This window comes from Rubripirellula reticaptiva (assembly GCF_007860175.1).
GTDB lineage: Bacteria > Planctomycetota > Planctomycetia > Pirellulales > Pirellulaceae > Rubripirellula > Rubripirellula reticaptiva.
In genome coordinates, this window is sequence record NZ_SJPX01000002.1 from 1 (window position 1) to 25,362 (window position 25,362).

Genomic DNA, 25,362 nt, shown 5'->3' on the forward strand with positions numbered 1-25,362 from the left:
GGGGAACCTGCGGCTGGATCACCTCCTTTCTAAGGATTCTTAGAATATGGTGACACCGGGTGACCGGTATCACTGAATCTGTGAAAATGACTCTCCAAACAACTCAACAGAAAACAGGTTCCTCGGAACCACTTCATCACCAATGAATCTCGAATGACCCGCTCTGGAGCGTCGCCTGCCAGAGCGGGTTTTTTCGTGCGCGCATCGAATGTCCCGACGAAACGCAGAACAGACTGCTAGCCTGGTTCTGGCACCGAAGCTAAAGAAGCTTGCCCCCAAGCCCAGCGTCGACCACGAACCCAGCGTCGACTGCAAACTCATGGTCGACCGCAAATCGATGGGGCGAATGCAAAGAGCTGACGTTCCCAGGATCAAAAAGCACACGTCATAAAAACCCAACGGCGTTTTACAATCAATCCGGTCCAACCTCGTTGGGGGAATTCCAACACGCAACAGAAGGACATCACAAAGGAACCAAACGCTGCTGGCGTAAACGCCTGGTGCGGAATTGCGATGAAACAGCGGAAAATCGCGCCGAACACATTTCGCAGCCGGCCTTGACCTTACAGTTCTGCGACTAAGCGACAACCATGCCCATGCGATCGCCCACTCTCGCATAGAGCTCTCGGTTTGCTTTCGAGTTGCCAACTAGGTCGTCATCAAAACGCACTCGCCCGGACTCGAAAATAAGAATGGTCGACGATCCGCCAAATCGAAAGTAACCCTTCTCGTCACCTTTCGCGACTGGCAGGCTGGCCTGATACGTTTGGCAAATACTGCCAACACAAGTGGCCCCAATCTCCATCACCAAGACCGTGCCCATGTGTTCGGTTTGCAATTTGGTCAATGTGCGTTTGTTGGTTGCAAGTATTTGAACGTTTTGGCAAAGAGCGATTGGGTTAACCGAAAACAACGGCCCATTAATCAATCGTGCCGAACCGGGAACGCCTGCCGCGGGAAAATGAAATCGGTGATAATCAACCGGGCATAACCGCGACAGCAACAACCCGCCCGATGCGTACCGATCAGCCAAACTCTCGTCATCCAACAAAGTCGCCAAATCGAACATTTCGCCTTTGACGAAAAGCCCCTCGCACTTGGACAAATCCGGCACGCAAAGATGCCGTCCGTCAGCCGGGAAAACAACAGACGACTCGGACGAATCAATCGGGCGGGCCTGCGGCTTCAGTTTTCGAAAGAAGAACTCATTGAAGCTAGCGAACTGGTCGGGCGAGCGAACAAACTCGTTCGGGTCCAATCCATAGTCGCGAACAAACGGACCAATTTTCTGGCGAGATTTCTCACGATCCATGCGCCATCCGTACCAGCGCGAGAACCAAGCTCGCTTGACCGCCGAATGCAACGCAATTTTTCCGGGCAATGTCTCGTAGGTCCAACGCAAAAACGCATCGCCATAGACCTTTTCGACGCAGTCTTGGCCTGTGTAGCGGTCGTGAAAAACGATTTCTGCCATGGTGCCCTGCGAATAGCGATCAACAGCCGCTGTGGGTTCGTCGCCACGCAGCAAGAAACGCATCGTGCATCAAGAGACAGCGCAGCCAGCCGGCGATAGTGCAAAAGAAACGCAAAAACACAACACGTCAGCGTCCGACAAATCGGTCGCCAGGTAACTTGATGCGGCCGAGAGGACTCGAACCTCCACGGGATTAACTCCCACAAGGCCCTCAACCTTGCGCGTCTGCCAGTTTCGCCACGGCCGCAAATTGCGTGGTTGCTGTTACAGCAGTTGCAGAGTTTCTCAGATTGCATCAATTCGTCAACGCCCCAACCAAAGGACTTTTCTTGTTTCCCTGCAAAAGCCGTGAAGGGAACGAGCGAGAGATCTGTGTCCAAACCGATTCATGACGAATGCAACGTCTGGCGCGACAAGTCAGTCGCGATTGCCGAAACGTCGGCAGTATCAGATTAATCTCGTCCATATCGCCGACGCGGTTTGCCGAAAACTAAAATGGGGCGTTTGCGACAGATACAATCCTTTTCACGGGGGGAGGTCTTGCGAGCGCGACTTTGGGAAATGCAATCCTGGGGACGCACTTGGGGCTAGAAGTTCAATTCTTCACAACCTTCCATAGGCACCTCATGCTTACCAACCTACGCCCCATCCAAGTCCTGCTTGTCGAAGACACAGAGAACGACGCAATCTTCGTGACTCGACTGCTGGAGTGTAACCCAAGCCTGAATTTCTCGGTCAGGCGAGCCGACACACTCGAGGCTGCCATTTCGTTGATGGGGGCAGAAGATTTCGACGTCAGCTTGCTTGATCTGTCGTTGCCTGACGCTAAAGGTCTTGAATCATTCGACAAGATCCGCGCCATGGACGCTCGACTCCCTGTCGTCGTACTCACTGATTTAAATGACGAAGAACTGGCGTTGCTAGCGATCGAAAGCGGTGCCCAGGACTTCATGTCCAAAGATCACATCACAGGACAGATGCTGTACCGGTCCTTGATTTTCGCGATTGCCCGGCAACAAAAAGTATTGGGATTCCAGGCTGCTGCAGACACCGATCCGTTGACGGGAATGCCGAATCGCCGGCACTTAAAGACATGGTTCACCGAATCATTGGAATCGACCCGAATAAGCGGCACAGAGATGTCGATCGCGATCCTGGACCTCGATCATTTCAAACGGATCAACGACGAACATGGCCACTTCGTTGGTGACGCCGTTTTGAGGCACGTCGGAAAATTCTTGGCCGAGTCGATCGGTCCACGGATGTTGGCGGCGAGATTCGGAGGCGAAGAATTCGCCATTTTGATGCCGGGCTACCCACTTCCCATTGCCGTTTCGTTCATTGACCGCACTTTGCGGGAATTGGCTAGCGAGAAGGTCACCGCCGGCGATCTTGCGATTTCCGTTACATCAAGCGCGGGCGTCATCAATACTCCGCCTAACGATTGCTGGGACGCCGCTTACATGGCCTGCGACGTACTACTCTATGAAGCAAAAACATCGGGACGAAACCGCCTGGCATCCAAGGACCGCAGTAGAGAAACCGTTGGCTGCCTAAAACATGCGTAAACGCGATTTAGCTGATCGACGTTGACCTTGGGCGTGACTTTGTCGAGAATCAAACGGCTTTTGTTCTACTCGCCGTATTTTGCCTCGCTTTCCCCACCCAAGACATGTCCTCGACCGCCGCCGAGCTTGAGCTCGGCCAATATTGCCGTCAAACTGCCGAAACCGCTCGTACCGCGTCGTACGAACTGGCGTGCTTGGACACCACCGTCAAGAATCGTTGGCTAGAAGAGTCCGCCAATGCATTGGTTGCCCGAGCAAATGAAATCATTGCAGCCAACGAAATCGATTTAGCGGCGGCCCCTGGATACGGCTTGACCGACGCAGCGGTAGACCGATTGCGACTCGACGAGACACGAATTGCGGCCATTGCTGGTGCCCTTCGAGAAATTGCAGCGCTGCCGGATCCAATTGGCGAAATCATGGACGGGTTTACTCGGCCGGGCGGCCTGCAGATCCTGAAACGCCGCGTCCCGCTGGGCGTCGTTTTCTTTATTTACGAAAGTCGACCTAATGTGACGGCGGACGCGGCCGGCATCTGCATCAAGAGCGGCAATGCAGTAATTCTGCGCGGCGGCAAAGAAGCCATCCACAGCAGCCGTGCGATCGTTGACATTCTGTCCGAAACCGGCGACGGCTGCGGCATCCCGACCGGCGCGGTGCAATTGGTTGCGACGACTGACCGAGCGGCCGTGGGTCACTTCTTATCCATGGGTGAATTGATCGATGTGACGATTCCTCGTGGTGGTGAAAGCCTGATCCGCCGCGTCGCCAAAGAAGCAACGATGCCAGTGATCAAACACTACGACGGAAACTGCCACGTTTATGTTGATACTTCAGCCGATGTCGAAATGGCTGCCAAGATCATCGAAAATGCAAAGTGCCAACGGATGGGCGTTTGTAATGCGTGCGAGTCTTTGCTGGTTCACTCGTCGATCGCGGCGAAAGCGTTGCCCGCGATCGCAAATCGATTACGAACTCATTCGATTGAAATGAGAGCCGACCCGCGGGCGATGAACATTCTCTCGGATGCTGTTGCCGCGAACGATAGTGACTGGGGGACGGAATACCTCGGTCCAACCATCAGCATTGCGATCGTTGACTCGATCGACGAAGCAATCACACATATCAATCGACACGGTTCGCATCACACTGACGCGATCGTGACGAGCGACCTGCAAGCTGCCGAGACATTCACGAATCGCGTCGACAGTGCCGCTGTGATGGTCAACGCCAGCACTCGATTCAACGACGGCGGAGTATTTGGGCTGGGAGCCGAAATCGGAATCTCAACGGACAAAGTCCACGCGCGCGGCCCCTGTGGAATGCGAGAACTGACAAGCTATAAGTACATCGTCCGCGGAAATGGACAAGTCAGAGAATAAGTGTTAGGTGAGAAGTCTTAGGGATTGAAGCAGCGAACACAGGGTTGGGAAGTCCTCTCGAACACCTGATCGGTTGCCACCAATCCCTCTTTCGAAAGGGGACATGGATATGCCCGACGAATCACTCAGTCAGAATCAAGTCGAAAGCCTGCTAAAGGCAATGGAAACGGTCGACGGTGCGCCGCCGAAACCGCAAGCCCCGAAGATCAGCGACGAAAAAAGCCCGACGGCATCAGCCGCCCGTTCAGCGCCCGCCGCCGGCGGGAACGCTCGAGTTACCGCATACGATTTCAAACGCCCCGAGCGTGTCGGCAAAGACCAGATGCGGGCGATGCATTCGCTGCACGAGTCACTTGCTAGAAACTTCGGTGCGTCGGTGTCCGGCATGCTGCGGACGATGATCGAAGTCAAACTGCTGAGCGTCGATCAGTTGACCTACAGCGAGTTCGTTTTCAGCCTCGACAACCCAAGCTGTTTCAATGTGCTCAAGCCCGAGCCGCTGGACGGAAATTGGATTTTGGATATCGCTCCTTCACTGTCGTATGCAATCATCGATCGCATGCTTGGCGGTGACCCCAATCCCAACGAAACCATCCGGCGTCCCTTGACGGAAATCGAAAACCGTTTGATCGGACGAGTGGTTGCGTTGTTTCTGAAATGCCTAAAAGAATCGTGGGAAAACATTTCGGAACTCGACGTTGACGTCGAGAAAGTTGAAAGCAATCCGCAATTGGTGCAAATCGTTCCGCCGAACGAGGTCGTGATTCTGATTGGATTCGAAGTCTTGCTAGCCAAGAACCGGGGAATGATGAACCTTTGCATTCCCTTTAACACGATCGAGAGTTTCAATTCTCGGCTGTCTCGCAACGGCTGGGTTGGCTACGGCAAAGGAACACCGACCGTTGAGACTCGTGATCGAATTTCAACGAGTGTCAAAGATGCGCCCGTTGACATTGTCGTCACGCTTGCGACATCAAAAATTCGAACCAGAGACCTACTAGAACTCGCGGTGGGCGACATCATCACGACGGAAAAGGAGGTCACGTCGCCGCTTGAGTTGGCGGTCCAGGATGTGCCTAAGTTCCACACTCGTGTCGGTGCTTTCAAAGGCAAGAAGGCAGTGCGAATCGAGTCAGTGATGGAACGTCATAAACAAGCCCCACCTCCCAGCGAGACCCCGTAACAGGATTTAGCTCCGAAAAATCGCACTTCACCCGCCGAACAATCATCGCTGGTGCTACAAGACAGGGACGCTATTTAGCACATCCGAAAACCTGACGATGCAGCGTCGTAAACGCCGCCTACGCCGCCTACCTGCTCCGAAGGCTCAAGAACCATCGGTCAATCGACCAAACCTGTCAAACGCTGTGCTCGCGTTTCAGGGGCGTACTGAAGACCGCATCCGTCCCAGAGCAAGATTTTGAGACGCCTAAAAGTACAAAATAATGGCTCGCCTGGGATCAGGCGAGCCAAACATCTGTTAACGACTTGCAATGCGAGTCGTCATTTTGATTTCTCGATTTCGAAGTGAATGGCTTTACGCCATTTCCTTCAGACCCTTCAAAGGGCGAATCGACAGCTTCTTGCTAGCTGGTTTTGGCTTCAACCAGATTTCTTGGCCGTCGGCTGGGTTGCGTCCCTTACGCTTTGGCTTAGCGGGAACGTCCTTCAGGACGATCTTGCACAGACCAGGGATCGCAAATTGACCAGGGCCACCCTTGCCAAGCGACTTGGCGATTTCGGCGGTCAGGGCGTCGAATACAGCCGCAACGTCCTTCTTGGTCATTTCGGTTGATTCGGCGATGTTGGCAAGAATCTGGGTCTTGGTGGGTGCCTTGGGAGCAGCAGCTGCTTTTGCCATGGGTGTCAAACCTTTGTCTGGGAAAGTGTTCTGGGGTCGCTCAAAGCGTGAAATAATTACGCCCGCGATTACTATCGGCAAAGTGTTATGCCGCAAACAGTCTTGTTGCAACCCGGCTTCGACCAAAAAAACCAACGTTTTCCGGGGTTTTTGGAACGGGCTTGACAGGAAAACCAAGTCTTGACTGCCGAGGGATCGGTCCACCGGCTCCATTTTCAGACTCAATGAGACCGATTTTTGATGATTTCGGCGGCTACCGAACCTCGGTTTTTAGGCTAAAAACTACACTTCGCTGCGCAGTGCATCATCAATCGCGGCAACCGAAACATTCTCGGTCTGCGCTAGTTGATCACCGACCAACGAGACGCGTGACAACGTGGTTGCGACCGATTCCATCGCCGAATCGATCGACGAAACATCGGTGACTTTTTCAGTTTCTGTTTCGTCACCAATCGATGATTCCACCCATAAATCGCCGTCTTCAAGTGCCAGAACCGCCGAACGGCTTTGGGCCGGAGCCGCGATCACCGACGGCACGAATGCATCCGCGACCGTCACCGATGCGGTCGCAATCGACTCGCCTTCGGCTTGTTGTTCACCCACGATGATCGAGTTCGAACCGTTTCCGTTTGACGCAGACTCCGGTGCATCGCTCTGTACCGAACGCGCGACTGAAACATTCGCCGTTGATGCCGAACCTGTCGTGGTGGTTGATTCCGTCGTCGTAGTCGCGGTTGCTGGATTGAAAGTAACACCGCCGGTCTGAACGTTAATTTTGAACAACATCAACCCATCAATTTCGCCACGCACTTGAACGTTTGGATTATTCACCGTCGAAACCGTGGTTTCGACCGCTTGCGAGGCTCCATTGGTACCCGTCGGCGCGGTGCCACGAATCGTGACGCTGGAACCATCCGCATTTAACGAAACCACAGGTTGCGAAATGGTATCGGTAGACGGTGATGGCACAACCAAAGAATGTGTTTGCCCCGGCGCCACAGCGACCAGCAAAGTCTTGCTTGGCGCACTTCCCATCCAGTCACGTATCGAAATGTACTGAGCTTTCAACTGGCCAACGTCCAGTTGAATTGTAGTGTCGCCGTCATCCGCCGCACTTTCGATGCTGATTGTCCTGGCTTCCGTCGCCCCCTGCAGGAACCCAATCGCTGGCACATCAACCGTGTAAGACCCAGGCAACACGCCGTCAAAGACAAGCCCGTTTGCATTGGAACTGATGGTTTTATTGACTTCTTGATTCAGAAGATCCGTACCTTTTAGCACCAATGCAGAACCAAACTGGCCCACATTCGTGTCCGTCGAATAGTTGACAAAAATGTTTCGCAGCGTGTATTCGGAAACCTGGATCGTCAACGTTCCGCTGCTGGTCAGTGTACCGTCGCTAACGGTGTAAGTGACCGTATCAGTACCAGTGAACGTCGTGGACGGTGGCGTGTAGAAAATCGTGTTGGTTGTTGCATCCACCCGAGTCGTGCCGCCGGCGGTCGTCGAATTCGACGCGGTCGAGATCGTTAGCGTTTCCCCCGAGTCGACGTTGGCAGGCAATTCGGTGAGAGCTAACACGCTAAACTCCGTCGCGCTGCCTCGATTGACGGTAACCGTTTTATCCAAAGTCGGTGGTGCATCGTTAACCGGCGTGACTGTAAACGTCGCGGTCCCCGTTGCGACTCCGCCACCGGTATCAACGATCGTGTAGGTAACGACTTCGCTACCAGCAAAGTTTTCTGCTGGACGATAAAAGAACTGAGTACCATCGGCGCTCACACGCACCGATCCGCCGGATGATGCGCTAGCCGCGGTCAACTGAAATGCTTGATTGCCAGCGTCACGCGTATCATTAGCTGTGACATCAAAAACAGCTTCGGCAGCGTCTTCGACCACGGTGAAGGCATCCGCAACCGCCACCGGCGGTTCGTCCGACGATTGGACAGTGACCGAAACAGTTGCTTGATGGGTCAAGCTGCCGTCACTAATCGTGTATGTGAATGAATCCGCACCGATGTATCCAGCCGCCGGTGTGTAAACGACCGAAGCACCGCCGGTTGCGATTGTCACGGTTCCGCCAGCCGAACTGGTTCCCACCGCAGTGACTGTAAGCGTCTCGCCCGAATCCGGTGCAAACGTATCGTTGGCCAGCACATCGAGTGGATTGCTGACCGAGTCTTGGTCGACCGTAAACGAGTCGTTAACCGCACTGGGCGAATCATTCACCGCCGTTACTGTCACAGTGACGCTGCCGTCTTTCTGTGATCCAGAGCTGTTTGCAACTCGATAGGTAAATTCTGCGGTGCCGTTAAAGTTCGCGGATGGCGTGAAGGAAACCACACCACCGACCAGGGTTACAGTGCCACCGGTTGTCGGTTGGTCAACCGAAATGACGGACAACGTACCTGTGCCACTGATTACCGTGTCGTTTGCCAGAACATTCAACGTCGTCGCAGCAGAATCTTCCGCGACGGTAAACGAGTCATTCCCAACGGTGAAAGTCTGTCCAATCTCCAACGACACGTTACCGTAGGCGACCGTTTCAGCAGGAACTCGGTCGTCTTGACCAAACAGCAACACATCGCTGTCGGTATCATCGGCGGGTTCGCTGCGGATGTTAACGTTTCCACTGGCTTTGGCAATCATGCGAACCGACGCGATTAGACTTTCACCGACGTTGCTCGCGACAATTCGATTGCTCACCGCGCCCAGTTCGTCGATCAGACCGTCACTGAACGCACCCTTCGGCACCACAGTGAAACCCTGGTCATACTGAATCGGCGTTCCGTCAACAGGTTCAATCAAAGTTCCATCAAACAAGATGTCCGCATACGCCGCAAACACACCGGGCTTTGTAAACGAACGAGCATCAACGCCGATGAACTGAAGAAAAAACTCTTGACCAACAGCAATCGATGAAATTGCGTTACCGTTCAAGTCAACCACTTGCAACTTAATCTCGGCTTGCGGTTCGCCCGAAACATTGACGGTCAACGTTTCAGTTCGAACATTGCCCGCGAGATCCGTCAACGAAAAATTGAACGTGTTCGCACCAGCCTGAGCCGCGGTCGGCGTCCAGTTGATCACGCCCGTCACTGAATCGATCGTCGCGCCAGCAGGATTCGTGGTCAAGGTGTAGCTTAGCCCGCTGCCCTCTTCGGTGCTGATCAGGTCCGTCACAAAGGCGCGACCGACGTTTGCCTGAGTCGCTGCACTGCTGACGACCGACGCCGGTGATGTGGTGTCATACACGACCGACAATGCCGACGTTGACGCACTGGTCACACTACCGACGCGCTGACGGGCAGCAATTGGATAAGTTCCATCACCCAGCGCCGCAATATTATTTGTCGTAATCGTGATCGTTGATCCGGATGCGATGCCAGTACCGATCACCGACCCGGTCGTTGTATTGACTAACTCGACCGTAGCACCGTTTGTTACGCCACCGACCAAAAACGTCAGCGAACCGACATTGGTGACATTGTCGATATTGCTAGAACCAGAATCACTCGCCGTTTGCAGGTCCACCGACGTCGGCGTTGCCACCGTGCTTACCGCAGCAAAGTTAAATGAAACACGTTGGTTATCATCAGCAGTTTGCCCAGACGTTATCGCCGTATCACTGACCCCAACATTCACGACGATCTCACCGCTAAAACCGGATACGGGCGTTACCGTAACTAATCCTGTCGACGAATCGACGCTTACCGATCCACTGCTCGCCCCCGAAACGGACGACGCAGAATAAAAGACGGTATCGCCTTCGACGTCGACACTCGATAGTTGCAGCGTCGCTGGCGTTCCCGCCGTACCAGATACTGGCGACGTGATCGGATTCAAGAAAGGTTGACTGTTTTCGGTATCTGTCGCCACAGTCACACTGATTGTTTCCGAGTGCGTGTTCCCATCGGCATCCGTGACCGTGAACGTGACAGAAGTCGTGCCCGTTGCATTACCGACAGCCTTCAACATCACAACACTGTTTTCAGTATCGTTAAAAACATCGATCGTGTTGATCGTCACGTCCGTCACAGGCTTGTTCTGTGTGCTGTTGTTGACGGCCGTTTCGCTGATCGCTTCACGAACATCAAAGCCTTCGACCAACTGACCAAAAATCGAGTGATTGAAGTCTAGAAAGCGGGTAGGTGTTTCGGTGATGAAGAACTGCGAATTGTTCGTGTCATCGCTACTCTTGGCAAACGACAGCACGCCTTCACGGTTGTGTTGCAAGTCCGGGTGGAATTCATCATCAAAGTTTCCCAGCGTCGATCCGCTCGTCCCGGTTCCGGTTGGGTCACCCGCTTGAATGACAAAATTGTCCACAACGCGGTGGAAAATAATGCCGTCATAAAATCCCGATTCGGCCAAGTCGGCGACTCGCCCCGAAGCCACAGGCGCTCGATCTTCGAACAGCTCGAAAACCATATCACCATAGCCATCCATATCGATTCGGATCGATCGATTCCCCGTCAACACCGAAGCCTGCAGCAGCGCCGGATCGGCGACCGAAACGGTCACCGTCAGCGGTCCGTCACCGGGATCGTAAGCGTCGATCGGCACATGCAGTGGGCTGCCCGTAAGAACCGTCAAATTGCCGATTGGCTCGAAGGTTGGCTGATCGCTTTGCGGAATCGCCACGCTCGCCGTTGCACTAAGCGTCGCCAGGGTCTGGACGCCGACCAATCGCGTACCGTTGGGGAAATCCCAGGTCGGGAACTCATTGATCCCTTCCGCAATCCCCACGGAATTGAGTGTTCGATCCGGATTGGTCACTTCAACGAAAGGAAGATCATTTTTCCCGTCTTGGAAAAGCTCTTTCTGGGATGTACAGGCCGGGCACCAATGAGCCCCGTAAAAAACGACGCCTGCATCGGCCAGATCTTTGGCAAACTGAACCAAATCGGGCGCTGATTCGCCTTCCGCTTGAGTGGCTGTTTGCAACCCTCCGGTCGTCTGAGCCGCCCCGGTCAACTGCAATTGCGTCGCCGAATCGACTCCTTCGGTGAACAAAAGCTCCATATCGCCAGCCATCAATTGCCGCTTTTCAAGCGATTCGAGCAGCAAACGGCCTCTACGCGGCTGGGTTGGATCAGAGCCGCCCAGGACGAATTTCTCGAGCAAGCGACGGACCCCTCGCGAGGGAGCAGGGTGTGCAGACTTGGCTTTTGAAGAGCGCATCAGGATTCTCAGGGAACGCGAGCGACGAAGGAAACGTAGTCGATCGGAGACAAAATCGCTGGCAAGGAGCGCAATGAGACTGTCATCCGTCGGTGTTGTTTCGGCATCGGAATGGCGGAAAGACAAACAAATTCGGTACGACCGCTACCGTTTAACACCTGCGTGATAGCGAGGATCACTGAAAAGTCGGCTGCAGCACGTTTCTGACGCGATGGCCGAAGGATCCGTTCCCCAATTATAATGGGACGCGCAAAAACGACGAGGTAATTTCTGAAAACCTGGCGTCGGCGCAAGAAGAAACCGGCCGCGCGATTGCCGGCCGGCGTTTCAATACGAGAAAAGAGCCTGCTGAACCACTTGATGCCCTATAGGCATGCCCAAGGCATGCCTTCGCCCAGTCCTTGAAGAACCGGACGAACTGATTTCATCAGCAGTTCTATCCGGTTAGCTGCCGGATTGGATTTTTCCGATCAGCACTTTTCGCTGAGCATCAATTTCAGCGAGCAATTTGGTTGCCCGAGCTGTGATTTCGTCATCAAAATAGTTCGCCATCTCGTAGGCCTTCACTCCGGGCTTGAGTGGTTCAAAAGCGTTCATCAGGTCGGCCGAAATCTTGACACCGCCCATCTCTTCCGCTGCAGCCAAATAGGCCTGGGCCACGACGATGTGCCGGTAAGATTGCTCGGTGTCATGACTATACTGCTCTCGCCCCTTTTCAACCAATTCTTTGGCAATCTCTTTTCGAAGCTCCGCTTCTTCTTTCGTTGCAGCAGGCTTCCCATTGGTATTTCTGGCCCATCGCCGAGCACGGGTATCGTCGTCAAAATTTGTCGCCCGCAAAACATGCGACTTTGCAGTCGCTGTGCATGCCAATGTCAAAAGACTCTTTAGTTGTTCGTCGGAAAACTTCTTGTCTTTATTTTCAATCGACTCGACCGCGTCATCAACGAGTTCCGACGCGTCAATGATTCCTTCTTCGCCATCTGTATTTGCAGCCGAAGCCGACAGCTTCAGCCAAGCGGAAACTTTTTCTAGCGCAGCCGACAATTCCTGTGGCTTATTCTTCCCAATCAGTTCTGCGGCCTCCTGAGTCCGATCAAGCGATTCGTAACACAACGGCCAATAGCTTTGACGCGAGACAATGACCCAACTGCGTGACCAATCGGGGCGAGCCTCTTGAAAGACAGCCCGCTTCTTTGCATCAACGGCGACGGGTTCGTCCGCTTGAACAACTGAAATGAAAGAGGACTGCGAAATCGCAAATGCGACGCCAAGAAACAGAAAACGAAAGAGACTCATCAACCGAACTCCTAAAGATAGGGGGAATAGTAGTAACAGTATGATAACACACCCCTAGGCGCCGAACTTGAACCTACCGCCTTGTTTTGTGGTCAATTTCTTTCCAGTTTGGCCTCTACTAATCAGCGTTAGCCCTATCCGTTAAACTGTCCGCCATGAAACAAACTCAATTGAATCACCGCTGCGTGACCGTTTTTTCGGCGTCTCTGTTCATCCTCGTCAACGTCTGCGGATGTGGCGGATCTGTCGCTCTCAAGACAACGAATGACGCTGGGAAGGATGGTACCGTCAAAGATGAGGTGGCGACTTCATTGGATCAATCGGTTGCTTCGACCGATGCAACGAAAGAAACGGAACCGGCCGGCAAATCGTCGACCGTCCAGTACAGCGACGAAGCATTTCGAGTTGCGGCGCACGACGGAAACATTGACGTCGTTCGCAAAGCCCTGGCGGCAGGAACCAACGTGGACGCCCCAGACCCGGATCGTAAGTACACTGCCTTGCTAATGGCGGCTTACAACGGTCACTCACACGTCATCAAAGTGCTACTTGAACATGGTGCGGAAGTTGACGCGCGAGACTTCGAAGGCAAAACACCACTAATGCATGCTGCGTCTGGCCCGTTTCCCGATGCGGTCACGATGCTGGTCGACGCAGGCGCAAATGTGAATGCGACTGAAACCACCGAAGGTTTCACTGCCCTGATGACGGCCGCCGCCGTGGGAGAAGTCGAAGTTGTTAAAATCTTGCTTGATCGCGGTGCCGATCCCAACGTTGTCGACGAAGACAATGACACCGCAAAAAATCATGCCATCAATTCCGGCAAGCCGGAAACGGCAGCACTGTTGCCGTAATCACTCAAGCCACTCTCTTAACCGATCGGGCTAGCCAGTATGTTTCGTTGTCTCGCCGTATCGTTGATCCTGTCGTGTTGCGTCCTTTCTTTCGACGCTACGGCCATCGCCCAATCAATCGATGCTTCTCGATCGGGACGTGACCCAATTCGATTGACGCACGGTCCGATGTTAGGAATGCCAACCGATCACTCGGTTCGCGTTTGGGCGAGGACGTCCGATCCGGGAAACTTCGAGGTCCACTACGGCACGCTACAGCGACACCTCAACCAAACCAGCGAGCCCGGTACCACGTCGATAGATCACGACAACACCGGAACAATCACGCTGGACGGATTGCAGCCCGATACTCGATTTCACTATCAAGTTTGGGTGAACGGACGGCCTCACGGCTTACCGGGGACCTTTCGGACGTTGCCTAGCAAAGAGCAGTCCCAAAATGCGCAATACAATCCAGATGGACTGTTTAACTTTCGTTTTCAAATTGGATCTTGTGCCAACCAAAATCCGCTGCATGGTCCGGGGCACCGATCAACCACATACGAGCACCTGAACGCCGACTGGGCTGACAAGGTTCATTTCCACATCATGAACGGCGACTGGCTGTATGAGGAACTGCGTACGTTTCCGACCGAAGCTTGGCGTTTGATCCAAGGCGTTACGAACCTTCCCAATATCGTTCAAGTGGCTCCTACGATTGTAGGCGTTTGGGAAAACTACAAACTGTATCTGGATCGCGGTGTCGAACTGGCAAAGTGGCATCGCAATGTGCCTAGTATGTTCACGTTCGATGACCACGAACTGGTCAACGACATCTGGGGATCCGCGGAAGCCGGCAAGCGACATCGTCGCACGGTGTTTCGCGACATTGGCACGCAAGCTTGGTTTGATTACCTGGGCTGGGCCAATCCGATGGCGCACGATCACCCGGTTCATTTTGGAACGGGATCGATGCAACAGGGCAGTGATGTGTTGACGGACATGAATGCGGACTTCACAGCGATGCCGATTGGCGAGATGTCCAACTTGCATGTTCACTGGGGCACCGCCGAAGCAGGCGTCAACGACATGGCTTTCGATACCGACGAAGGCGAAGCCAATTCCTACGTCTATGACATTGTTGAAGTCATCGACAAAAACCGTCTCCGCCTGCACATGCCAGCCAAGGCCAACAGCGAAACGATCGCCTACTCCATTGGTCGACGAAGTTACGGAAGTTTCCGCGTCGCCAACTGCGAGTTCTATATCCTGGACACTCGCGGCGAACGCGACATGCACGATGTTAAACAGCGAGACAAGCCAGGTGTTTCGATGCTGGGTTCGTCACAACGCGAGTGGCTGGTTGAGTCAATGCAGGCCAGCGATGCTGATTTTTTCTTTGTCATCTCGTCGGTTCCCTTCATGATCCCGCACAGCGGCGCCGGGGGATTCGAGGCCGACAACGAAAACAAGGAAGAAGCCTGGACTGGTTTCTTGGACGAACGCGAAAGCTTGATCAACGCCTGGGATAAACTGAACAAGAAAGTTTTTGTGATGACCGGCGATTTGCACAACAGTTTCGCGATCAAGATCACGGACGATGTTTGGGAATTCTGTTGTGGACCGCACAACAGCGTCAATCATGTCCCGGAACTGGACGAGAGCAATCGTCCGGCGACTGGCAAGTGGAAATTTGGTCCACGAGAAATGGACATCCGCTGGAGCAGCTACGTGTTAGCCGACCTGCCGCGTGAGGAAAGAATGTATCCACACTTCTGTGTCGTTCAGATCAACAACGTCTTCAACATGCCTCCGAAACTTGGCGGCAAACGTTTGGTCGCGTTTCCCCACCCTCAAGTCATTTTTCAGTACTTCGACGGCCGAACGGGCGAATTGGCATACGCCGAATCCATCACAACGGACCACGAAGAATTGACGGGCAAGTAATAACTAACCGCGAATTGATCACGCCCAGAGGTGCGGGTGTCCGATCAACCGCTCGAGATCGGCAAAGTAATCGGGATAGGTTTTTGATGTGCAGGCGGGGTCCAGTATTTTGACGCCTGGAATTCGCAATCCCGCCAGCGAAAAACTCATCGCCATCCGGTGATCGTGATACGTTTCTAACGTCGCTGGTGTCGGAGTCGCAGGCGGATGAATCGTCATTCCATCGTCGTGCTCGTCAACAGTTGCGCCGAGCTTCCTCAGCTCGCAAGCTAAGTCACCGATTCGATCGGTTTCTTTGAAACGATTGTGGGCAACGCCGCGGACTCGGGTTGGCCCATCTGCAAACAATGCAACCATCGACAACGTTTGCACGGTATCGCTGATCAAATTCATATCGACATCGATACCGACAAGCTTGCCACCCACGACCGTGATTGAGTTTTTGTCCGACCGAATCTTGCAGCCCATTTTTTCCAGCACGTCAACAAACCCGACGTCACCTTGCATCGCGTTGGCGGTCAAACCATCAACCGTGACTTCGCCGCCGGTGATCGCGGCGGCGGCCCAAAAGTAACTGGCAGCCGAAGCATCAGGTTCAATCGAGTAATCAATCCCGCGATAACCAGCGCTGCCGATTTCGACGGACACGCAATCATTCGCGTCAACGATAGAAATGTCCGCACCGAACGATCGCATCACTTCGGCCGTCATGTCGACGTACGGACGTGAGACCAATTCGCCGACGACTTGGATTCGCGACGAGACAGTGGTGATTGGCGCCGCCATCATCAAGCCGCTCAAGTACTGACTGCTAACCGAGCCGGCGACCGATAATTCGCCAGGACGCCAGCTGCTGGACTGGATTAGCACCGGCGGACAACCATCGGCTGACATCGTTTCGATGTGACCTTCGATCACGCCGTCAATCGCAGCCACCAAATCGCCAATCGGACGCTGGTGCATTCGGTCAACTCCGTGCAGTCGATAGTGACCACCGAAGGCAGACAAGGCCGCCGTTAGAAAACGTATGGTCGTACCACTGTTGGCTATGAACATCTCAGTTCGCTGGTCGCCAATTTTGGGCACAAGCCGAGCCGAAGTATCGACGCACAGCGTGCTGCCGCCATCAGCGATCTGCACCGCGACGCCAATCGCCCGAACGGCGTCGATCATGACCTCGGTATCTTCGCTCTTCAAAGCCCCGGCCAAGACTGAATTGCCACTGGCAAAAGCCGCACAAATCAATGCTCGGTTGGTCAGGCTCTTGCTGCCTGGTGGGCGAATACGCCCACAAACTCGACCGACGGGAACGACTTCAACAAAAGGGATCGTAGGTCGGTCGGACATCAGCGTTTTTAGAAGAGTTCGGCGAATCGACAGTTCATACTGCCAGCAAAGTATCTTGACTCGGAATGACCAAAGCGCCCACCGTCATCACGCCTAGCGTGGTCGTGTGCAACAGCCACGCATCGTCACACATCATGACCGTGCGAGCGGTCACTACAGTGATCACGACCAAAGCCGCAAAAAATTGGCGTTCGGCCCAGCGAGCGGCCTCACCCTGAGTCAATTTGGCAAACATCAACGCGACGCAGCCCATCAACGGCAGAACGATAGCATCCATGATGCCGGTAATTTGGGAAAGATCAGGCATGCCGGGAAGCTCCATTTTCCGCCAGTTCGAAGATAAGAGAGCCAAAATCCTTTTCGGCCCACGCCTTTCTTCTCATTTTGGCGGCAGCGCAAGGAAGGGCGACTTTAGCCAAATCTTAAATTTTCTCGATATTCTTGTGTGCCCCCACCTCGGCCGCACCAGCTTCCCAGCCGGCAAAGTTTAACTCAACCGCAAACCCGATCCAGTCGATACCAACCGATGTCGACGCAGTTGAGCGTCGGCTTTCGTCTGCGCGTCTGAAAACGCTCGAGTCAAAAAATGCTAAATGTCTCTTCTGAAACACGATCCTTTCGACGCGAGTCGCAACACGAGGCTCTCGTCATCGTCGCCCTCGTTATCGCGGCCCTGTCCCTTGGCGGATGTCGGATTTGCGCGGACTGCGAAGATCTGGCTTACCCGGCCTATGGCGGAGCTTGGCAACGAACCAACCGAGAATCGGGACGTGTCGGCAGCGTTTTCGACCCCGGCGGTGCCAAGCTATCGGAGTTGGTCAATCGTGATGATCCGAGCCAACCGGATGAAATCATCCGCGAATTGCAAAGTCAAAAGAAGAAAGCGGCCGACGAAGACGACGATCCGCGAGACTCAGGCGAAGCAAACGAGCCGAAATCGAAAGAGCCTAACGTCGATCGACTTCGTGATCGGAAACTCGAAGACATCGAAAACGAAGACGAAGAACGCCTTCGCAACAAGAGTCTCGATGACATCGAAGTCCGCATTATCCCTGGGCGTGCCCCGGTGATGGTGACCACCGAATAGACCAAACACAGGGTGTTCCGTTGCCGCACGGACGCCCCTGATCAAATTCTGTCGCTGTTGGCGTGCACTACCCGCTGAATCGGAACTCGCCGTCCGCGAAATCAATTTTGACGGTCGATCCCTCAGGGTACGAGTGCTTCAGCAGGGCAGTCGCCAATGGATTTTCGACCTCGCGCTGAATCACTCGCTTCAGTGGACGGGCCCCATACAAAGGGTCATATCCCACCGAGGCGATTTCACTGACCGCGTCTTCGCTGACTTCGATTAGCAAACCGTTTTCTTTGACACGATCAGCCAATCGTTCCAACTGCAGCCCGACGATCTTACGAATCTCATCTTTCTGCAACGGATGAAAAATGACAATGTCATCGATCCGGTTTAGGAACTCAGGCAAGAACCTTGCCCGAAGCGACTCGTTGACAGCGGCCCGCATCTCATCTTCGCCACCACCTTCTTCGGTAACTTGCTGAATCACTTGGCTGCCAGCGTTGCTGGTCATGACAATCACCGTGTTGGTGAAGTTGACCGTTCGGCCATGACCATCGGTCAAACGACCGTCGTCAAGCACTTGCAACAAGATATTAAACACATCTGGGTGAGCCTTCTCCATTTCGTCTAGCAACAGCACCGAATAAGGTCGCCGTCGAACCGCTTCGGTCAACTTCCCGCCTTCCTCATACCCAACGTATCCTGGCGGTGCGCCGATCAATCGCGACACGCTGTGACGCTCCATAAACTCGCTCATGTCGATCCGAACCATCGCAGACTCGTCGTCGAACATCACCTGCGCGAGCGCCTTGCAAAGTTCTGTTTTGCCAACACCGGTTGGGCCGAGGAACAAGAACGAACCGATCGGTCGGTTTGGATCCTGCAGTCCGCTTCGGCTACGTCGTACCGCATCGGATACCGCCGTCACCGCCTCGTTTTGTCCGATAACACGTCCGTGCAACCGTTCTTCCATGACCAACAATTTGGCTCGCTCGGTTTCAAGCATTCGGCTTACTGGAACCCCGGTCCAAGCACTGACTACCTCGGCGATTTCGTCTTCGGTCACATTGCGGCGCAGCAGACGGCGCCGGTCAGTTGAGTCTTCCGCTGTGTCGTTGGGTTCAGCCGACTCGATTTCTTCCAGACGTTTTTCAAGCTTGTTTTGCTTCGCTTGAGTGTCGAGCATTTCTTGGTAGATCGACTCAGGACTTTCACCACGCTGTTGCTTCTGTTTCGCTTCGACATCGAGCGTCGCGAACTTATGCTGCAACGCTTCAGCTTCTTGGCGAATGGCTTGAACATCGTCCAAGCCCATCTTCTCGCCCTCCCACTGCTCGCGAAGGTCCGCCAATTCGCGTTCGAGCGTCTTCATTTCCTCTTCGATTTCCGTCCGCTTGGCGACCGCCGAATCTTCCTCTTCAGCTACCAATTGCCGATGAGCCAACTCGAGCTGCCGTAGTCGGCGTTGGATCTGATCAATGGGTTCAGGCACACTTTCCTTTTCCATCGCCAAACGGCTAGCGGCTTCGTCGATCAGGTCAATCGCCTTGTCGGGCAGGAACCGATCGGCGATGTAGCGGTTGGAAAGATTTGCAGCTGCAACAATGGCACTGTCTGTGATCCGAACACCGTGATGCGATTCGTAACGCGACTTCAACCCTCGCAAAATCGCGATTGTATCCTCTGCATTTGGTTCGCCAACGTAAACCGGTTGAAAACGGCGCTCGAGAGCCGCATCTTTTTCAATGTTCTGGCGATATTCATCTAGCGTCGTCGCTCCGATGCATCGCAGTGCACCGCGGGCAAGTTCGGGCTTCAGTAGGTTAGCTGCGTCGGGCGATCCTTCGGCCTTTCCAGCCCCGACCACCAAGTGCAACTCGTCGATAAACAGCACGACTTGGCCATTGGAATCCTTGACCTCTCGCAACACCGATTTCAGACGCTCCTCAAAATCGCCACGAAATTTAGCGCCGGCAACTAGAGCTCCCATGTCGAGCGAAATGACCTTTTTGTCCTTCAAACTTGCCGGGACGTCACCCTCGAAGATCCGCAGAGCCAGCCCCTCGGCGATAGCGGTTTTGCCAACGCCGGGTTGCCCGATCAAGACCGGGTTATTCTTGGTTCTTCTCGACAAAACCTGAATCACTCGTCGGATTTCGTTGTCGCGGCCTATGACTGGGTCTAGTTTGCCTTGGGCCGCCAACTGAGTGAGGTCGATCCCGAACTTTTCAAGTGCCTGATAAGTGGACTCGGCATTCTGATCGGTAACGCGCGCAGATCCGCGCACCTCGGCCATCGCCGACAGCACGTCATTGTCAGAAACGCCCACCAATTTCAGCAACCGATTCGCTTTGCAATCGACACGTGTCAATCCGAGCAGCAAGTGCTCAGTCGCGACGTAGTCGTCCTTCAAGCTTGCCGCTGCATCGGAACTTGCATCGAACGCCTTTTGCAGCTCGGGTGCAATCCCTGGCTGGCGCCCACCCGAGACAGCAGGAAGTCGAGTAATCTCACTTTTGACCGTGCTGGTCAATTGCTCGATGTCGACTTTCATTTTGTCCAGTAACGGACGAGTGATTCCATCGGCCTCGTCGATCATGGCTGCCAAAATGTGCAGCGTCAAAATCTCGGGGTTGCCCAAAGAAGCCGCGCGAGCCTGTGCGTCGGCGACGATGGACTGTGATTTCGTGGTCAGTTTATCAAATCTAAATGTCATGGCAGTGGTTCTCCTATGAACTAGTTCGTCGCAAAAGTCGTTCCGAATTTGCATCGGCGACCACTGAAATTACAAACGGCGTGTCGGACTCGTGAGAACTGAAAAAAGTTCAGTGCAAACACGAAAAAGGCGAGCGTCATGCGACGCTCGCCTTTCGTTACTCCGACATTGTCAGTACAGCGTTAGTCTTTGACTTCGAAGTCCGCGTCAATCGCGTCATCATCGTTGTCCGCTGCTGCAGCGGCACCTGGTGCGGCTGCACCGGCTTCGCCCGCCGCTTCGGTCTTTTCATACAGCACTTTGCTGAACGCTTGCGACGCCGCATCAAGTTCCTCGGTCGCTTGCTTGATCGCGTCGACGTCGGTTCCTTCGGATGCTTTGTTCACTTTTTCGATCGCTTTGTTCATCGGCTCTTTGTCCGAATCGGTCAGCTTTTCGTCGTTCTCTTTCATCAGTTTCTCAAGCTGATAGACCTGTTGGCTGGCTTTGTTCTTCGCTTCGACCAATTCGAACGTCTTGCGGTCCTCGTCGGCATTCGACTCGGCATCTTTCCGCATTTGTTCGATTTCGTCTTCGCTAAGGGCACCAGCTTCTTTGATTTGAACCGATGCTTCTTTGCCAGTCTTCAGTTCTTTTGCTGACACCGCCAAAATACCGTTCTGGTCGATGTCGAACTTGACTTCGATCTGAGGCATCCCACGCGGTTGGGCGGGAATCCCTTCGAGATTGAACTCGCCGAGCAACCGGTTACTGGTCGCCATTTTGCGTTCACCCTGGAACACTCGCACGGTGACTGCTGACTGATTGTCCGCAGCGGTGCTGAAGACATTTTTCTTCTCGACTGGAATCGTCGTATTCCGTTCGACAAGCGCGGTCATCACACCGCCTTCGGTTTCGATGCCCAAGGTCAGCGGGGTCACGTCCAGCAACAGGACGTCGGTCCGGTCGCCGGCCAAAACACTGGCCTGGATCGCAGCACCAACGGCAACAACTTCGTCAGGATTAACGCCTTGGTGAGGATCTTTGCCAAAGATGTTCTTGACCAGTTCGCGAACCTTAGGAACTCGCGTGCTGCCGCCGACCAACACGATCTCGTCGATGTCGCCGGGTTTCATTCCCGCGTCTTCGAGCGCTTGGACGACCGGCTTGCGACATCGCTCGACCAAGTCGTCAATCAGTTCTTCGAACTTTGATCGCGAGATCTTCATCGTCAAGTGCTTCGGTCCCGAAGCATCCATCGTGATGAAGGGAAGGTTGATGTCGGTTTCTGGCAGCGTGCTAAGCTCTTTCTTTGCCTTCTCGCAGGCCTCTTGCAAACGCTGCAACGCCATCGGGTCGTTACGCAAGTCGATCGCGTTTTCTTTTTTGAATGTATCGGCGACGTAGTGAATCAGTGCTTCGTCGAAATCATCGCCGCCAAGGTGACCGTCACCGCTCGTGCTGATCACTTGGAAGACGCGGCTCTCTTGATCATCGTCACCGGCGTCGGCAACTTCCAAGACCGAAACGTCGAACGTACCACCGCCCAAGTCGAAGACGATGATTTTTTCGTCTTTCTTCTTGTCCAGTCCGTACGCCAATGCGGCTGCGGTGGGCTCGTTGATGATTCGGGCAACTTCCAAGCCAGCAATCACACCGGCATCTTTGGTCGCTTGCCGCTGGGCATCGTTGAAGTAAGCCGGCACCGTGATGACGGCCTTGCTGACCTTGTGACCAAGGTACGACTCAGCCGATTCTTTCAGCTTGCGAAGGACTTTCGCGCTGACTTCTTGCGGTGTGTACTCATTATCGCCCACGCCGATTTTGACGTATTCGTCGGCTTTGCCCAAAACGGCATACGGGACCATCTTTTCTTCGGATTCAACTTCCGAGTGACGACGGCCCATGAAACGCTTGACCGAGTACACGGTGCGTTTTGGGTTGGTGACCGCTTGACGACGAGCGGGCTCGCCGACGATGGTTTCGTTCTTGTCGGTGAATGCGACAACGCTAGGCGTCAAACGATTGCCTTCCGCGTTGGGGATCACTTTGGGTTCGCTGCCTTCCATGATCGCCACGACACTGTTGGTCGTACCGAGGTCAATTCCGATAATTTTTTCGCCCTGAGCCATGCCGGGTTTCTCCTTGAAGAGGTCGCGCTGGTGAGAAACTGAATCTTCCTTCCGGTGTCCGGACTGTCGAATTCGTCACCAATGGGTGTTTTGGGTGAGGTAAGGCAAAGTCCGTGCCAGTCGCCCCAAAACTCGCCAAAAACAACCCGCGAAATTTGTTTTGGGATATCCTTGAAACGTATTTCAGGCTCAATTCTGGCGACGGAAACGCTTTTGGACGACAATTTTGACAGCTTTCAATTTTAGCGTCCGAGGGTCAATTTCGGCGGGTGTCAAATTGACAGATTAGCGTTGCCCGACCGAGTCTTTCGTTTCCGCTAACTTGCCGCCTCATTTAGCCCTGCCGTTTCAATGCCTGATCCGACCGACCTAAGCACAGATCCGACCGACAAGACATCGCCCGCCAACGACGCGAATCCGTCAGGTTCGGTCAACGAAATCGACCGTGCCTTGATTGCGTTGTTCCACCAACGGGCGGTAAAGGTGAAGTCTAGTCTGGCGTTAGACCCGGGCCGAGTCGTCGGCCGCGTTGCCGCTGCATCCCAGCAAATTGGCACATTGACCCACAACGCGACATCGGCCACTGACCCGCTGCCGCCGGACGGCGTCGCCAGCGTGCTTCGTCATCTATCAAGCTTGTGCCTTCAATCCCTGCATGAACTAAGAATCGCATTCTTGGGGCCCAAGCATAGCTACAGCCATTTGGCAACGATCAAGTATTTTGGCGACGCCAGCGCTATGATTCCGGTATCGTCGATTCCTGCGGTCTTCGATGCAGTCGAGCGCGGTGACGTGGCGACGGGAATGGTGCCGATCGAAAACAGCACTGATGGACGCGTCGTCGATACGCTGGGGATGTTTGTCCGGCGAGACATGCAAATTTGCGGCGAAGTTCTGTTGCCAGTCCACCACAATCTGCTTTCTAAAACACCAAGACACGAAATCATCGAAGTCCACAGCAAGCCACAAGCACTGTCCCAGTGTCGTGCATGGCTCGCGAAGAATTTGCCGCAGGCCACCCTGGTTGAAATCAGCAGCACTGCCGCCGCGGCAAAACTAGCGTCGGAGCAATACGGCGTTGCCGCCGTGGCAAGTTTAGAAGCGGGCCGCGAGTATGATCTGGACGTGATCGACGCCAGTATCGAAGACAATCGCAACAACGTCACTCGGTTCGCTGTGCTTGGCAAGGAGCGTCCGGAACGAACGGGCGACGACAAGACGGCGATTTTATTCCAAGTCAATCACAAACCAGGTGCACTGGCCGATGCCATGTTGGTCTTCAAAGACCATGCCTTAAACTTGACCTGGATCGAATCGTTTCCATCGCCCGAAGCCGCCAACGAATACCTGTTCTTCGTCGAACTTACCGGTCACCGTGATGACGCACCTGTCGCTGCTGCGGTTGAACAACTATCAGCCCAGTCACAGCGACTCACCGTTTTGGGTTCGTACCCCAAAGCCCATCTGTAGTACGTCAGCGATGCAGCGGTATTGCGCCGGCAATTGACCAGCCCGGATCATGCTGCGGCTCGGCCGTTGTGGCGCAAGCGTAGTTCCTCGTTGCAGACAACATGGCAATGCGATTGTCCGCTGAGCGTCGCTTTGACTCGGCGATCGACACTCTTTCGCATCGCTTTGTGATATCCAACGCTGGCAGTGAACAAAGTCATCAAGTCAACAAAGCCAGTATTCTCGCTCAATTCGCCCGCGTCGACATCGACGTAGCTATCGGCGCCAAACGAAAACAAACGGCCGTCGATTTCGCCGATCGATTCACCATCGCAGTTGACGTCAAAGTCCGCGCCGATCGAGATCCATTTTCGTTTCAATTCGACGTGATGCATGTGTTTGCCGTCATAGAAGCCAAACGTAAACACGGATGGGATGCGAAACGTGCGATGGTTTTGCTGGATGTACGTCACGTGCTCGGATCGTGGCAGCATGACAACCATCGTCAACAGGTTTCGACGCGAACCAATCGAGTTGTGAACTTCGGTCATCGTGACTTGCTCAATCGTTCCACACCAACGCACGCGATCCGTCGAAGTCTTGAACAGTTTTAAAATCAAGCGACGCTTTTCGATATCGCCCGCTTCAAGCGACATCACTTCATCGGCTTCTAGCTTCTCGTCGAGCGTTTGTTGCTGTTTTGCGTTTAAACGACCGTTCTTTTTGATCTCTTTTTTCAACCGTTGGCGGCGTTGATCCTTCAGCACGCTGAGGGCATCTTCCATTTCCTCGCCGTCGACTTTCCACACATCGGTTCGCAGGCCGATCATGTGAGTCCGCTCCCACGCGCCAGTCTCGTAGTCCTGCTCAGAGACCGTCCCGACGCTGTCCATGTGAGTGGTGAAGTGATTGGAATCAGCGGTCGTCATCTGCTGCATGATCCCAACGTTGCTGGGGTGCATCCCAGGCAACGCCCACATGTCCAGATACCGGCGACTGGGCAGGGGGTCCTTCTTGCTCATGATCCTTCCTAAGCAGCGTCGTGGAGCGGTCCTCGGTTTCTAAGATCGACCAACACCAACGTTTCTGTCCATCGCAATCCGGACAATCGGCACA

The 25,362-nt window shown here is 54.1% G+C and carries 16 protein-coding genes and 1 tRNA gene; 7 read left to right on the top strand and 10 right to left on the bottom strand.

Annotated features, from left to right (window positions below):
- Positions 1-577 precede the first annotated feature (577 nt).
- Entirely contained in the window at positions 578-1,474 is an 897-nt protein-coding gene (locus Poly59_RS06355; protein WP_146534365.1) for a phosphatidylserine decarboxylase, read from the bottom strand.
- Between the two features lie 162 nt (positions 1,475-1,636).
- Positions 1,637-1,721, bottom strand: a tRNA-Leu gene (locus tag Poly59_RS06360).
- 379 nt (positions 1,722-2,100) lie between these two features.
- On the opposite strand from Poly59_RS06360, the gene Poly59_RS06365 reads away from it, so the two are divergent.
- The 3 genes from Poly59_RS06365 (at position 2,101) to fliM (ending at position 5,607) form a co-directional block, all read left to right on the top strand.
- Entirely contained in the window at positions 2,101-3,042 is a 942-nt protein-coding gene (locus Poly59_RS06365; RefSeq protein ID WP_146533296.1) for a GGDEF domain-containing response regulator, read from the top strand.
- Positions 3,043-3,146: 104 nt separating this feature from the next.
- Entirely contained in the window at positions 3,147-4,424 is a 1,278-nt protein-coding gene (locus tag Poly59_RS06370; protein WP_146533297.1) for a glutamate-5-semialdehyde dehydrogenase, read from the top strand.
- A gap of 109 nt (positions 4,425-4,533) precedes the next feature.
- Positions 4,534-5,607, top strand: a complete 1,074-nt coding sequence (gene fliM / locus Poly59_RS06375) for a flagellar motor switch protein FliM (protein WP_146534366.1) — start codon at positions 4,534-4,536, stop codon at positions 5,605-5,607.
- 354 nt (positions 5,608-5,961) lie between these two features.
- Here the strand turns inward: fliM and Poly59_RS06380 are convergent, their stop codons facing one another.
- From Poly59_RS06380 to Poly59_RS06390, 3 genes are all read right to left on the bottom strand, one after another.
- On the bottom strand, positions 5,962-6,285 hold the full coding sequence (locus Poly59_RS06380) for an HU family DNA-binding protein (protein ID WP_146533298.1): 324 nt from the start codon (positions 6,283-6,285) through the stop codon (positions 5,962-5,964).
- Positions 6,286-6,567: 282 nt separating this feature from the next.
- Positions 6,568-11,469, bottom strand: a complete 4,902-nt coding sequence (locus tag Poly59_RS06385; RefSeq protein ID WP_146533299.1) for an Ig-like domain-containing protein — start codon at positions 11,467-11,469, stop codon at positions 6,568-6,570.
- A 444-nt stretch (positions 11,470-11,913) separates the two neighbouring features.
- Positions 11,914-12,768 carry a hypothetical protein gene (locus Poly59_RS06390; protein WP_146533300.1) on the bottom strand — a complete coding sequence of 285 codons (855 nt, stop codon included), beginning with the start codon at positions 12,766-12,768 and terminating at the stop codon, positions 11,914-11,916.
- A gap of 155 nt (positions 12,769-12,923) precedes the next feature.
- Here Poly59_RS06390 and Poly59_RS06395 point away from each other — a divergent pair, with 155 nt between their 5' ends.
- Positions 12,924-13,622, top strand: coding sequence for an ankyrin repeat domain-containing protein (locus Poly59_RS06395; RefSeq protein ID WP_146533301.1), 699 nt, complete (start codon positions 12,924-12,926; stop codon positions 13,620-13,622).
- A 39-nt stretch (positions 13,623-13,661) separates the two neighbouring features.
- Complete coding sequence (locus tag Poly59_RS06400) at positions 13,662-15,548, top strand: purple acid phosphatase family protein (protein WP_146533302.1); 1,887 nt, start codon at positions 13,662-13,664, stop codon at positions 15,546-15,548.
- A gap of 18 nt (positions 15,549-15,566) precedes the next feature.
- On the opposite strand, the gene aroA is transcribed toward Poly59_RS06400, so the two are convergent.
- Both aroA and Poly59_RS06410 read right to left on the bottom strand, forming a co-directional pair.
- The gene (aroA, locus tag Poly59_RS06405) at positions 15,567-16,895 is read right to left on the bottom strand and encodes a 3-phosphoshikimate 1-carboxyvinyltransferase (RefSeq protein WP_146533303.1); all 1,329 of its coding nucleotides are present in this window, start codon (positions 16,893-16,895) and stop codon (positions 15,567-15,569) included.
- A 34-nt stretch (positions 16,896-16,929) separates the two neighbouring features.
- The gene (locus Poly59_RS06410) at positions 16,930-17,202 is read right to left on the bottom strand and encodes a hypothetical protein (protein WP_146533304.1); all 273 of its coding nucleotides are present in this window, start codon (positions 17,200-17,202) and stop codon (positions 16,930-16,932) included.
- A 279-nt stretch (positions 17,203-17,481) separates the two neighbouring features.
- Between Poly59_RS06410 and Poly59_RS06415 the strand changes: the two genes are divergently transcribed.
- Positions 17,482-17,982: a hypothetical protein gene (locus tag Poly59_RS06415; protein ID WP_146533305.1), complete on the top strand. Its 501-nt coding sequence runs from the start codon at positions 17,482-17,484 to the stop codon at positions 17,980-17,982.
- A gap of 67 nt (positions 17,983-18,049) precedes the next feature.
- Here Poly59_RS06415 and clpB read toward each other — a convergent pair whose 3' ends face one another.
- On the bottom strand, positions 18,050-20,686 hold the full coding sequence (gene clpB, locus Poly59_RS06420; protein WP_146533306.1) for an ATP-dependent chaperone ClpB: 2,637 nt from the start codon (positions 20,684-20,686) through the stop codon (positions 18,050-18,052).
- Between the two features lie 182 nt (positions 20,687-20,868).
- Positions 20,869-22,797 (bottom strand): molecular chaperone DnaK, encoded by a 1,929-nt coding sequence (gene dnaK / locus Poly59_RS06425; RefSeq protein ID WP_146533307.1) that lies wholly within the window; start codon positions 22,795-22,797, stop codon positions 20,869-20,871.
- 351 nt (positions 22,798-23,148) lie between these two features.
- Here dnaK and pheA point away from each other — a divergent pair, with 351 nt between their 5' ends.
- Positions 23,149-24,267, top strand: coding sequence for a prephenate dehydratase (gene pheA / locus Poly59_RS06430; protein ID WP_146533308.1), 1,119 nt, complete (start codon positions 23,149-23,151; stop codon positions 24,265-24,267).
- A gap of 47 nt (positions 24,268-24,314) precedes the next feature.
- Here pheA and Poly59_RS06435 read toward each other — a convergent pair whose 3' ends face one another.
- Positions 24,315-25,268: an LURP-one-related/scramblase family protein gene (locus Poly59_RS06435; protein ID WP_146533309.1), complete on the bottom strand. Its 954-nt coding sequence runs from the start codon at positions 25,266-25,268 to the stop codon at positions 24,315-24,317.
- Positions 25,269-25,362 lie beyond the last annotated feature (94 nt).

Coding starts and splice junctions, on each gene's coding strand:
- aroA (WP_146533303.1), bottom strand. CDS start 16,895: ATGTCCGACCGACCTACGATCCCTTTTGTTGAAGTCGTTCCCGTCGGT.
- Poly59_RS06355 (WP_146534365.1), bottom strand. CDS start 1,474: ATGGCAGAAATCGTTTTTCACGACCGCTACACAGGCCAAGACTGCGTC.
- Poly59_RS06380 (WP_146533298.1), bottom strand. CDS start 6,285: ATGGCAAAAGCAGCTGCTGCTCCCAAGGCACCCACCAAGACCCAGATT.
- Poly59_RS06400 (WP_146533302.1), top strand. CDS start 13,662: ATGTTTCGTTGTCTCGCCGTATCGTTGATCCTGTCGTGTTGCGTCCTT.
- Poly59_RS06395 (WP_146533301.1), top strand. CDS start 12,924: ATGAAACAAACTCAATTGAATCACCGCTGCGTGACCGTTTTTTCGGCG.
- Poly59_RS06365 (WP_146533296.1), top strand. CDS start 2,101: ATGCTTACCAACCTACGCCCCATCCAAGTCCTGCTTGTCGAAGACACA.
- Poly59_RS06415 (WP_146533305.1), top strand. CDS start 17,482: ATGCTAAATGTCTCTTCTGAAACACGATCCTTTCGACGCGAGTCGCAA.
- dnaK (WP_146533307.1), bottom strand. CDS start 22,797: ATGGCTCAGGGCGAAAAAATTATCGGAATTGACCTCGGTACGACCAAC.
- Poly59_RS06410 (WP_146533304.1), bottom strand. CDS start 17,202: ATGCCTGATCTTTCCCAAATTACCGGCATCATGGATGCTATCGTTCTG.
- fliM (WP_146534366.1), top strand. CDS start 4,534: ATGCCCGACGAATCACTCAGTCAGAATCAAGTCGAAAGCCTGCTAAAG.
- Poly59_RS06385 (WP_146533299.1), bottom strand. CDS start 11,469: ATGCGCTCTTCAAAAGCCAAGTCTGCACACCCTGCTCCCTCGCGAGGG.
- clpB (WP_146533306.1), bottom strand. CDS start 20,686: ATGACATTTAGATTTGATAAACTGACCACGAAATCACAGTCCATCGTC.
- Poly59_RS06390 (WP_146533300.1), bottom strand. CDS start 12,768: ATGAGTCTCTTTCGTTTTCTGTTTCTTGGCGTCGCATTTGCGATTTCG.
- Poly59_RS06435 (WP_146533309.1), bottom strand. CDS start 25,268: ATGAGCAAGAAGGACCCCCTGCCCAGTCGCCGGTATCTGGACATGTGG.
- Poly59_RS06370 (WP_146533297.1), top strand. CDS start 3,147: ATGTCCTCGACCGCCGCCGAGCTTGAGCTCGGCCAATATTGCCGTCAA.
- pheA (WP_146533308.1), top strand. CDS start 23,149: ATGCCTGATCCGACCGACCTAAGCACAGATCCGACCGACAAGACATCG.